At 67.9% G+C, this 10,866-nt stretch carries 11 protein-coding genes; 8 read left to right on the top strand and 3 right to left on the bottom strand.

The genetic code is table 11. The features are described from left to right. Nucleotides 1-44: 44 nt before the first annotated feature. Nucleotides 45-728 carry a DedA family protein gene (locus ACV22W_RS33115; protein ID WP_448023743.1) on the bottom strand — a complete coding sequence of 228 codons (684 nt, stop codon included), beginning with the start codon at nucleotides 726-728 and terminating at the stop codon, nucleotides 45-47. A 171-nt stretch (nucleotides 729-899) separates the two neighbouring features. On the opposite strand from ACV22W_RS33115, the gene mutL reads away from it, so the two are divergent. Together mutL and miaA are read left to right on the top strand one after the other, a co-directional pair. Next, nucleotides 900-2,894 (top strand): DNA mismatch repair endonuclease MutL, encoded by a 1,995-nt coding sequence (gene mutL, locus ACV22W_RS33110; protein ID WP_448023741.1) that lies wholly within the window; start codon nucleotides 900-902, stop codon nucleotides 2,892-2,894. Further along, nucleotides 2,891-3,868, top strand: a complete 978-nt coding sequence (miaA, locus tag ACV22W_RS33105; RefSeq protein WP_448023740.1) for a tRNA (adenosine(37)-N6)-dimethylallyltransferase MiaA — start codon at nucleotides 2,891-2,893, stop codon at nucleotides 3,866-3,868. Before mutL ends, miaA begins: the two co-directional genes overlap by 4 nt. A 54-nt stretch (nucleotides 3,869-3,922) precedes the next feature. Here the strand turns inward: miaA and ACV22W_RS33100 are convergent, their stop codons facing one another. Together ACV22W_RS33100 and purM are read right to left on the bottom strand one after the other, a co-directional pair. Then, nucleotides 3,923-4,318: a YybH family protein gene (locus ACV22W_RS33100; RefSeq protein ID WP_448023738.1), complete on the bottom strand. Its 396-nt coding sequence runs from the start codon at nucleotides 4,316-4,318 to the stop codon at nucleotides 3,923-3,925. 107 nt (nucleotides 4,319-4,425) lie between these two features. Further along, nucleotides 4,426-5,481 carry a phosphoribosylformylglycinamidine cyclo-ligase gene (purM, locus tag ACV22W_RS33095; RefSeq protein WP_059451336.1) on the bottom strand — a complete coding sequence of 352 codons (1,056 nt, stop codon included), beginning with the start codon at nucleotides 5,479-5,481 and terminating at the stop codon, nucleotides 4,426-4,428. A 247-nt stretch (nucleotides 5,482-5,728) separates the two neighbouring features. Between purM and hda the strand changes: the two genes are divergently transcribed. Genes hda through panB form a run of 6 tightly spaced genes read left to right on the top strand, consistent with a single transcriptional unit; the run spans nucleotide 5,729 to nucleotide 10,813 of the window. Then, on the top strand, nucleotides 5,729-6,463 hold the full coding sequence (gene hda / locus ACV22W_RS33090) for a DnaA regulatory inactivator Hda (protein ID WP_448023736.1): 735 nt from the start codon (nucleotides 5,729-5,731) through the stop codon (nucleotides 6,461-6,463). Between the two features lie 11 nt (nucleotides 6,464-6,474). After that, a complete protein-coding gene (locus ACV22W_RS33085) occupies nucleotides 6,475-7,152 on the top strand; it encodes a histidinol-phosphatase (RefSeq protein WP_059535426.1) in 678 nt (225 codons plus the stop codon). Nucleotides 7,153-7,157: 5 nt separating this feature from the next. Further along, a complete protein-coding gene (gene pcnB / locus ACV22W_RS33080) occupies nucleotides 7,158-8,693 on the top strand; it encodes a polynucleotide adenylyltransferase PcnB (protein ID WP_175909141.1) in 1,536 nt (511 codons plus the stop codon). 35 nt (nucleotides 8,694-8,728) lie between these two features. Further along, nucleotides 8,729-9,271 (top strand): 2-amino-4-hydroxy-6-hydroxymethyldihydropteridine diphosphokinase, encoded by a 543-nt coding sequence (folK, locus tag ACV22W_RS33075; RefSeq protein ID WP_059465460.1) that lies wholly within the window; start codon nucleotides 8,729-8,731, stop codon nucleotides 9,269-9,271. After that, nucleotides 9,268-9,954 (top strand): deoxynucleoside kinase, encoded by a 687-nt coding sequence (locus ACV22W_RS33070; protein ID WP_059465459.1) that lies wholly within the window; start codon nucleotides 9,268-9,270, stop codon nucleotides 9,952-9,954. The genes folK and ACV22W_RS33070 overlap by 4 nt, the downstream gene beginning before the upstream one ends. Nucleotides 9,955-9,997: 43 nt before the next feature. Beyond that, nucleotides 9,998-10,813 (top strand): 3-methyl-2-oxobutanoate hydroxymethyltransferase, encoded by an 816-nt coding sequence (gene panB / locus ACV22W_RS33065; protein WP_448023734.1) that lies wholly within the window; start codon nucleotides 9,998-10,000, stop codon nucleotides 10,811-10,813. The last annotated feature ends 53 nt before the right edge of the window (nucleotides 10,814-10,866 follow it).

The following is a 10,866-nucleotide window of genomic DNA, read 5'->3' as shown; positions in this document are numbered from 1 at the left end:
CAGCCGCCACGCTTTTTTACTGCGCCGAAGCGAAAACGACCGGCTCAGTGGCCGCCCGCGTTCGGCGTACCGCCCGATCGCCGCCCGCGCGCCAGCTTCCACAGCGCGCCCAGCGCAACCGGCACGATCGCCGCACCAATCCCCGCCAGCACGATCACGTTCAGATACTGGCGAATGAACGGAATATTGCCGAAGAAGTAGCCGAGCAGCACCAGCAGCAGCACCCAGACCAGCGCGCCGATCACGTTGAACAGCTGGAAGCGCGCGACGCTCATCGACGACGCGCCGGCGACGAACGGCGCGAACGTGCGCACGACCGGGATGAAGCGCGCGAGCACGATCGTCTTGCCGCCGTGCTTCTCGTAGAACGTGTGGGTCTTCTGCAGCGCCGCGCGATCGAGGAAGCGCTCGAGCACCGGAATATGCGTATTGAATACCTTCGGCCCGATCCAGCGGCCGATCAGGTAGTTCACGGTATTGCCGGCAATCGCCGCGACCAGTAGCAGCACGATCAGCGCGCCGACGTTCATGTCGCCCGTCGCCGCGAACGCGCCGCCGATGAACAGCAGCGAATCGCCCGGCAGGAACGGCAGCACGACGAGCCCCGTCTCGCAGAACACGATCAGGAACAGCACCAGATACACCCACGCACCGTACTGCCGGATGAAGTCGCCGAGGAACGCGTCGATATGCAGGACCAGGTTGACGAAATGAAGCAGCGTATCCAAATGCGATTCCTCGAAGGCGAAAGGGCCGGAACGGCCGAAAAAGCGGAAGTGCCCGCCGGACAAGGCGGCGCACGGAACGCAGCCATCATACCGAAACTACCTTAAGGCTCCGTGAAAAAACGTAACCGGCCGCGGCCCGGCACGCCCACGCCGCCTCGCTATAATTCGGCCATGTCCGAAATCACCGAAACGGCCGCGGGCGCCACGCCCGCCCCCGCTCCGCGCCCGCTGCGCGCGATCCAGCCCCTGCCCGACCAGCTGATCAGCCAGATCGCTGCCGGCGAGGTCGTCGAACGCCCGGCGTCGGTCGTCAAGGAACTGCTCGAAAACGCGATGGACGCCGGCGCGACGACGCTGCGCATCGTGCTCGATGAAGGCGGCGTCAAGCGCATCTCGATCACCGACGACGGCTGCGGAATCCCGCCCGCCGAACTGCCGCTCGCGCTGATGCGTCACGCGACGAGCAAGATCCGCTCGCTCGAGGAGCTCGAGGCGGTCGCGACGCTGGGGTTTCGCGGCGAAGCCCTCGCGTCGATCGCGTCGGTCGCCGAAATGTCGATCACGAGCCGCACGGCCGACGTCGCGCACGCGACGAAGATCGACGCGACTACGGGCGCGCTGTCGCCGGCCGCCGGCGCGGTCGGCACGACGATCGAGGTGCGCGAGCTGTACTTCAACACGCCCGCGCGCCGCAAGTTCCTGAAAAGCGAGCAGACCGAATTCGGCCACTGCCTCGAAATGATCCGCCGCGCGGCGCTCGCGCGGCCGGACGTCGCGATCTCGGTGCTGCACAACGGCAAGGCCGTCGAGCACTGGAACGCGACCGAGCCCGCACTGCGGGTCGCGAAGATTCTCGGCGACGGCTTCGCCACCGCGCACCTGCCGCTCGACGAGCAGGCCGGGCCGCTCGCCGTCTACGGCTGCGCGGGCCTTCCGACCGCGAGCCGCGGCCGCGCCGACCAGCAATACTTCTTCGTCAACGGCCGCTTCGTGCGCGACAAGCTCCTCACGCACGCGGTGCGCGCGGCGTACGAGGACGTCCTCCACGGCGATCGCTACCCGTCGTACGTGCTGTTCCTCGACCTGCCGCCGGAAGCCGTCGACGTCAACGTGCATCCGTCGAAGATCGAGGTGCGGTTCCGCGATTCGCGCTCGATCCACCAGTACGTGTTCCACGCGGTACAGCGCGCACTCGCGCGCCACGCGGGCGCGTCGCCGGAAACCACGGCGGGCGGCCATGCCGCGCAGCTCTCGCCGGCGCCGAGCGGCCCCGCGTCGTTCCTGAATACGCCGCTCGGCCAGGGCGCGGCCACCGGCACGGGCGGTAGCGGCTTCTCGTCGCCGCCGTCATCGTCGTCGTCGGGCAACACGTGGATGCGCCAGGCGCGCATGACGCAGGGCACGCTGCCGGTCGCGCAACCGCTCGCGCTCTACGATGCGCTGTTCGGCCGCAAGGACACGGGTGCGGGCACACCGGACGGCACGACGATCGTCGCGCGCGACTCGGCCGACGCGGCCATTGCGCCAGTCGTGCCGCTGCCGGGCTTCGCCGCGTCGTCGCTTGGCGCCGCCGTACACGACGAGCAGCCGCTCGGCTTCGCGCTCGGCCAGATCCACGGGATTTACGTGCTCGCGCAGAACGCGCACGGCCTCGTGATCGTCGACATGCACGCCGCGCACGAACGGATCCTCTACGAACAGTTCAAGAACGCGCTCGCCGACCGCACGGTCGCGGTGCAATCGCTGCTGCTGCCGATATCGATGACGGCGACGCCGGTCGAGATCGGCACGGTCGAGGAAGAACGCGACACGCTCGAATCGCTCGGCTTCGATCTCGCGGTGCTGTCGCCGACGACGCTCGCGATCCGCGCGGTGCCCGCGCTGCTGAAGGACGCCGACTTGCAGTCGCTCGCGCGCGCGGTGCTCGCCGACCTGCACGCGTTCGGCGGCTCGCGCGTGCTCACCGAGCGCCAGCACGAGCTGCTCGGCACGCTCGCGTGTCACCACGCGGTGCGCGCGAACCGGCGCCTGACGCTCGACGAGATGAACGCGCTGCTGCGCCAGATGGAAGCGACCGAACGCGCGGACCAGTGCAATCACGGCCGGCCGACGTGGTATCAGCTCACGCTGAACGATCTCGACCGTCTCTTCATGCGCGGCCAATGAGCGCTTCACAGCAGTCCCGCCCAACGACGATCGCCTGCCTGCTCGGCCCCACCGCATCGGGCAAGACGGCCGCGGCGCTGGCGCTTGCCGCGCGCCGTCCGATCGAGATCGTCAGCGTCGATTCGGCGCTCGTCTACCGCGACATGGATATCGGCACCGCGAAACCGACGCGCGACGAGCGCGCGAGCGTGCCACACCACCTGATCGACATCATCGACCCGGCCGACGCCTATTCGGCGGCCGAATTCCGCGCGGACGCGCTGCGCGTGATCGGCGAGATCGCCGCGCGCGGCCGCACGCCGCTGCTCGCGGGCGGCACGATGCTGTACTACAAGGCGCTGACGCAGGGCCTCAACGATCTGCCGACCGCCGATCCGGCCGTGCGCGCGGAGCTCGATGCCGACGCCGCGCGCGACGGCTGGCCGGCACTCCATGCGCGGCTCGCGCAGGTCGACCCCGCGACGGCCGCGAGGCTCGCCCCGAACGATTCGCAGCGGATCCAGCGCGCGCTCGAAGTGTTCCTGCTGAGCGGGCAACCAATGTCGGCGCTGCTCGCCGCGCCGCGTCGCGCGGACGATGCAGCCGCCGCGTACCGCTTCGTGCCGGTGGCGCTCGAGCCGTCGGACCGCGCGGTGCTGCACGCGCGCATCGCACAACGTTTCGACGCGATGCTCGACGCCGGCTTCATCGACGAAGTCGAACGGCTGCGCCGCCGCGAGGATCTGCATCTCGGCCTGCCGTCGATGCGCTGCGTCGGTTACCGGCAGGCATGGGAATTCCTCGACGGCGACACCGATTACCGGACCATGCGCGACAAAGGCATCTTCGCGACGCGCCAGCTGTGCAAACGACAGATCACGTGGCTGCGCGCGATGCCCGAGCGGATCGTCGTCGACTGCGTCGCGCCGGATTCGACCGACCGCGCGGTCGACGCGCTCGAGCGCGTGCTGGACGGCCGCATCGAGGATCGCTAACGGGGCCGGATCGGCGCGCATCGACCTTGCTCGCGCGCGGTGCCCCAGCAGCGCTCAGTGCGCGAGCATCACGAGATTCGCGTCCCGCGCGAGCTGCCATCGGCCATCCGACTTGCGGAAGATCGTCAGCGTATGGCCGGAGCGGCGCACGGTGTCACCGCCCGGCGGCGTCACGTCGATCTCGATGAAATTGCGCATGTACGCCCAGTCGCCCATCACGCGCAGTTCGTCGATCCGGTAACGGCCGTCCATTTTCGGACCGTCGGCCGCCGCGGCATTCGCGTCGCGCGATGCGGCCGCGAACGCCGCCTTGTCGAACGGCGGCTTGCCGGCCACCATGAAAATCGCGTCGTCGGCGATCAGGTCGAGCACGGTCGCCAGATCGCCGCGCCGGCTCGACACGAACCAGGTTTCCACCAGATCGCGAATCGCGCGTTCGTCTTCGGTCATCGTCGTTGCTCCTTCGGCGGCCCGCCGATACGCGAGGCCACGCCAGAAAAAAAGCCGCCCGGATCGACTCCGGGCGGCTTTCCTTGCTGCATCTTGCGTGCGGCGCGTCAGACCACGACCGTCTGCGCCTCGCCTTCGCGGCTCGCACGCACGGTGCCGATCTTCCACACCTGTTCGCCGGCAGCCGTCAGGTCGGCGATGGCCGCGTCGGCATCGGCCGCCGCGACGATCACGGCCATCCCGATCCCGCAGTTGAACACGCGGTGCATTTCCGCGTCGGCGACGCCGCCGTGCTCCTGCAGCCACTTGAACAGCGGCGGCAGCGGCCATGCGTTCTGGTCGAGCTCGGCCGTGAGGCCTTCGCGCAGCACGCGCGGAATGTTCTCGACGAGGCCGCCACCGGTGATGTGGGCCATGCCCTTCACCGACAGCTTCTGCATCAGCGCGAGCAGCGGCTTCACGTAGATGCGCGTGGGCGCCATCAGCGTGTCGGCCAGCGAGCGGCCGTGGAAATCGGCCGACAGGTCGGGGTTCGCGCGCTCGATGATCTTGCGCACGAGCGAGAAGCCGTTCGAGTGGATGCCGCTCGAGGCAAGGCCGAGCACCACGTCGCCTTCGGCGATCGTGCTGCCGTCGATGATCTTGCTCTTCTCGACCGCGCCGACCGCGAAACCGGCCAGGTCGTATTCGCCGTCCGGGTACATGCCCGGCATTTCGGCAGTCTCGCCGCCGATCAGCGCGCAGCCCGACAGTTCGCAGCCGTGCGCGATGCCCTTGACGACCGTTGCGGCCGTGTCGACGTCGAGCTTGCCGCACGCGAAGTAGTCGAGGAAGAACAGCGGCTCGGCACCCTGCACGAGGATGTCGTTCACGCTCATCGCCACCAGATCCTGGCCGACGGTGTCGTGTTTGTTCAGATGAAAGGCCAGCTTGAGCTTGGTGCCCACGCCGTCGGTGCCCGACACGAGCACGGGCTCCTTGTACTTCTTCGGCACTTCGAACAGCGCGCCGAACCCGCCGATGCCGCCGAGCACGCCGTCGCGCAGGGTTTTCTTCGCAAAAGGCTTGATCTTGTCGATGAGCGCGTCGCCCGCGTCGATGTCGACGCCTGCGTCGCGGTAGGACAGACCCTGAGCGTCGGGAGCGGATTTCGGAGGATTCATGGGGGAATGCAAGAAGGTCGGTAAAATGCGATTTTACCCGAAGCCGGCCCGTTGGCCGGAATTCCCAGCACCGAATCGTCAGGGATTGCATCTTGGTCGACACGTCCCCGTTTTCATCGCTACGCGAGCCGCGCCGAAACCCGCGCGCCGCCGTGCGTGCGGCCGCGTGTGCAGGCACCGGAGCAGCCCCCCGCGCGTGCCCGGCGTACGGCGCGCGTTTCATCAACCGACCCGCATTGTGACTGTTGTGTCCCGTCAACTGACGCTCGATCTCGGCACGCCGCCGCCCGCCACGTTCGACAACTTCATCATGAATGAGGAGAACGACGAGCTCATCTCGCGGCTCCAGAAGCTCGACCTCGCGCTCGCGGCGGGGCCCGTGCCGGACCGGTCGTTCTATATCTGGGGCGAGCCCGGCAGCGGCCGCACCCACCTGCTGCAGGCGCTCGTGAGCGACGCGTCGTACGGCTACGCGCGCTACCTGACGCCGCAGAGCCCGCTCGGCGCGTTCACGTTCGACCCGCGCATCGGCATCTATGCGATCGACGACTGCGACCGGATGAGCGACACGCAGCAGGTCGCGCTGTTCAACCTGTTCAACGAGGTCCGCGCGCACCCGTCGAGCGCATTCGTCGCGGCGGGCCCCACGGCACCGCTCGCGCTCGACGTGCGCGAGGATCTGCGCACGCGCCTCGGCTGGGGGCTCGTGTTTCACCTGTCGCCGCCGTCCGACGCCGGCAAGATCGCCGTGCTGAAGCTCGCGGCGAAGGAGCGCGGGATCGCGCTCACCGACGACATCGCCGCCTACCTCCTGACCCATTTCCGCCGCGACATGCCCAGCCTGATGGCGCTGCTCGACGCGCTCGACCGCTTCTCGCTCGAGCAGAAGCGCGCCGTCACGCTGCCGCTGCTGCGCCGGATGCTGGCTCGCCCCGGCGACGACATCGCACCACCGGGCACAGGCCCGAACCGCTTCGAGTAAAATGCGCATCCATGACTAATCTGGCACTCTTTGACCTCGATCACACGCTGATCCCGACCGATAGCGACCACGAATGGGGCCGCTTCATGGTGAAGCTCGGCATCGTCGACGCGGAAAGCTTCTCGCGTCAGAACGATCAGTTCTTCGCCGACTACAAGGCCGGCAAGCTCGACATCCATGCTTACCTGTGCGCGATGCTCACGCCGCTCGCGAAGTATTCGCGCGCGCAGCTCGCCGAATGGCACGAGCAGTACATGCACGAGGTGATCCGCCCCGCGATGACGCCCGCCGCGCTCGAACTCGTGCGCAAGCACATCGATGCCGGCGACCTGTGCTGCGTCGTGACGGCGACCAACGAGTTCATCACGCGTCCGATCGCGACCGCGTTCGGCGTCGACACGCTGATCGCGTGCGAGGTCGAAACGACCGACGGGCACCCCGACTCGCCGTACACGGGCCGGCCGACCGGCACGCCGAGCTATCGCGAAGGCAAGATCGTGCGCACCGAAGCGTGGCTCGCGTCGCTCGGCAAGCACTGGGACGACTTCGAACACAGCTACTTCTACAGCGACTCGCACAACGACATCCCGTTGCTCGAGAAAGTCACCGACCCGATCGCGACCAACCCCGACGACACGCTGCGTGCGCATGCAAGCGACCGCGGCTGGCGCATCCTCGATCTCTTCTGAACGTCGTGATCAAAAAATTCATTCGCAAGCTGCTCGGCCAGGACGGCGCCGAACAAACGTCGCCCGTCGAGGCGCCCGCCGCCGACACGGCCCCTGCCCAGCGCCCCGCGAAGGGTAGCCGCGGCGGCGCCGCCAGGAAGCCGCGCAGCAATCACGAACCGACCGTCGTGCCGGCCAGCGTGCATCAGATCGATCCGTCGCTGATCTCGCGCAATGCCGTACGCGTGACCGACACGCTGCAGCAGGCGGGCTTTCGCGCGTTCATCGTCGGTGGCGCGGTGCGTGACCTGCTGCTCGGCATCGCACCGAAGGACTTCGACGTCGCGACCGACGCGACGCCGACCGAGGTGCAGCGCCTGTTCCGCCGCGCGCGCCTGATCGGCCGCCGCTTCCAGATCGTCCACGTGCAATTCGGCCAGGAACTGATCGAGGTGTCGACGTTCCGCGCACTGGTCGACGCCCCGCCCGAAGCCGCCGCGGCCGAGCCGCCGAAGCGCCTGAAGCGCGACGAGCTCGATCGCCGCACGCATGCGGTGGACGCCAGCGGCCGCGTGCTGCGCGACAACGTGTGGGGCGAACAGCACGAAGACGCCGCGCGCCGCGACTTCACGATCAACGCGATGTATTACGACCCGTCGACGCAGACGGTGCTCGACTACCACGACGGGATGGCCGACATGCGCGCCCGTCTGCTGCGGATGATCGGCGACCCGGCCACGCGCTATCGCGAGGATCCGGTGCGGATGCTGCGCGTCGTGCGTTTCGCGGCGAAGCTCGGCTTCGAGATCGAGCCGCACACGCGCGAGCCGATCAACGCGCTCGCCGACCTGATCAACAACGTGCCGGCCGCGCGCCTGTTCGACGAAATGCTGAAGCTGCTGCTGTCGGGCCACGCGCTCGCATGCCTGAAGCAGCTGCGCAAGGAAGGCCTGCACCATGGGCTGCTGCCGCTCCTCGACGTCGTGCTCGAACAACCGCAGGGCGAGAAGTTCATCACGCTCGCGCTGAACAACACCGACGCGCGCGTGCGCGCCGGCAAGACGGTGTCGCCGGGCTTCCTGTTCGCGACGCTGCTGTGGCACGACATGCGCCAGCGCTTCGAGCAATACTCGGCGGAAGGCGAATTCCCGGTGCCGGCGCTCCATCGCGCGATGGACGACGTGATCGACATGCAGACCGAGAAACTCGCGATCCACAAGCGCTACTCGGCCGACATGCGCGAGATCTGGGGCCTGCAGCTGCGCCTCGAAAAACGCTCGGGCCGCAGCGCGATGCGGCTGCTGGAACACCAAAGGTTTAGAGCGGGGTATGATTTCCTCCTGTTACGCTGCGAATCCGGCGAGCTCGATGCGGAAGTCGGACAGTGGTGGACGGATTTCATCGAAGGCGACGCGGCCGCGCGCGAGGCACTCCTCACGCAGGGCGGCTCGAAGGAAAAATCGCCCCGCAAGCGGCGCCGCCGCGGCGGTGCGCGAAACCGCAAGCCGGGCGAAGGCGCCGCCGAGCAGGCGCCGGACACCGCGGGCGGTTCCGACGACTGACGCGCTCGCCGGCGAACGACGTAGGAAGTGATGCCATGACGGTTGCATATATCGGACTGGGGGCGAATCTCGGCGATGCGCGCCAGACCCTGAAGGACGCGGTGGTGTGCCTCGCGCAGCAGCGCACCATCTCGATCCTCGGCAAATCGAGCCTGTATCGCACGGCGCCCTTCGAAGCGGGCGGCGACGATTACTACAATTGCGTCGTCAAGCTCGATACGACGCTGTCGGCCCGTGAGTTGCTCGCGCTCTGCCAGAAGATCGAGCATCACTTCGGGCGCGAGCGCCCGTATCGCAACGCGCCACGCACGCTCGACCTGGATATCCTGCTGTTCGGCTCCGATTCGATCGACGAACCAGACCTGATCGTCCCGCATCCGCGCCTCACCGATCGCGCATTCGCGCTCGTGCCGCTCGTCGAGATCGAGCCCGCGCTCGACATCCCGGCACGCGGCCGCGCCGATGCGTACCTCGCCTCCGTCGCGGATCAGCGCGTCGAGAAGGTGCAGACCTGTCAGTGCCTGATGCAGAAGGCCCTTGCCGCCGGCGCTGACGCCGACAAGAACCGCTGCCGATGAACATCACTCCGCTGACCGTCACTGCGCCCGACCTGCGCGCCCCGCATCGCTATCTGGTGATCGAAGGGCCGATCGGCGTCGGCAAGACGACGCTCGCGCGCCTCTTCGCCGAGCGCTGGTCGATGCAGACGCTGCTCGAGCGCCCGCAGGACAACCCGTTCCTCGAACGCTTCTATCGCGACACCGCGCGCTACGCGCTGCCCGCGCAGCTGTCGTTCGCGCTGCAGCGCGCGCAGCAGGCGCGCGAACTGATCGGCGCACTCGATACGGGACGGCCCGTCGTCGCCGATTTCATGCCGCAGAAGAACGACATCTTCGCGCGGCTGAACCTGCCGGAAGACGAATGGCAGTTGTACCGGTCGATCGCGACGCACCTCGACGTCCCGCAGGCCCCCGCGCCCGATCTCGTCGTCTACCTGCAGGCGAGCCCCGAAGTGCTGTTCTCGCGCATCCAGAAGCGCGGGCTGCCGATGGAGCTGCAGATCAGCGATGCGTACCTGCGCTCGCTCGTCGATGCGTACAACGAATTCTTCTATCACTACGACCGCACGCCGGTGCTCACGGTCGCAGCCGAACACCTGAACCCGCAAGATTCCCCCGAAGACCTCGCGCTGCTGATCGAGCGCATCGACACGATGCGCGGCCGCAAGGAATTCTTCGTCAAGGGCGAAACGACGCGCTGACGCGTCCTCGCCTGTCGTCCCTCCCAATCGAACCGGATTTCCCATGACCTATCTCCAGGAATCGAGCCGGCCTGCCGTCACTGTGCCCAAGCTGCAGGCAATGCGCGAAGCCGGCGAGAAGATCGCGATGCTCACCTGCTACGACGCGAGCTTTTCCGCGCTGCTCGATCGCGCCGGCACCGACGTGCTGCTGATCGGCGACTCGCTCGGCAACGTGCTGCAGGGCCACACCACCACGCTCCCCGTGTCGATCGACGACATCGCGTACCACACCGCATGCGTCGCGCGTGCGCAGCCGCGCGCGCTCGTCGTTGCCGATCTGCCGTTCGGCACGTACGGCACGCCGGCAGAGGCGTTCGCAAACGCGGTCACGCTGATGCGCGCCGGCGCGCAGATGGTCAAGCTCGAAGGCGGCGAATGGCTCGCCGACACGATCCGCTTCCTCGTCGAACGCTCGGTGCCGGTATGCGCGCACCTCGGCCTCACGCCGCAGTCGGTTCACGCGTTCGGCGGCTTCAAGGTGCAGGGCCGCACGGAAGCCGGCGCCGCGCAGCTGCTGCGCGATGCGCGCGCGGTCGAGGACGCGGGCGCGCAGCTCGTGGTGCTCGAAGCGGTGCCGACGCTCGTCGCGTCCGAAGTCACGCACATGCTGAAGATCCCGACGATCGGTATCGGCGCGGGCCTCGAATGCTCGGGCCAGGTGCTGGTGCTGCACGACATGCTCGGCATTTTCCCCGGCAAGCGCCCGCGTTTCGTGAAGGACTTCATGCAGGGCCAGCCGAACATACAGGCGGCCGTCGAGGCGTTCGTGAGCGCGGTGAAGGACGGCACGTTCCCGGGCCCGGAACACTCGTTCTGACGCGCGGCCGGCGCCCGTTCGATACGAAAAAAGCGCGGCACCCTTTGCGGGGC

The organism is Burkholderia sp. AW49-1 (assembly GCF_053427845.1).
The sequence above is the reverse complement of the archived record's forward strand: the minus strand, read 5'-3'. Positions and strand labels throughout refer to the sequence as shown.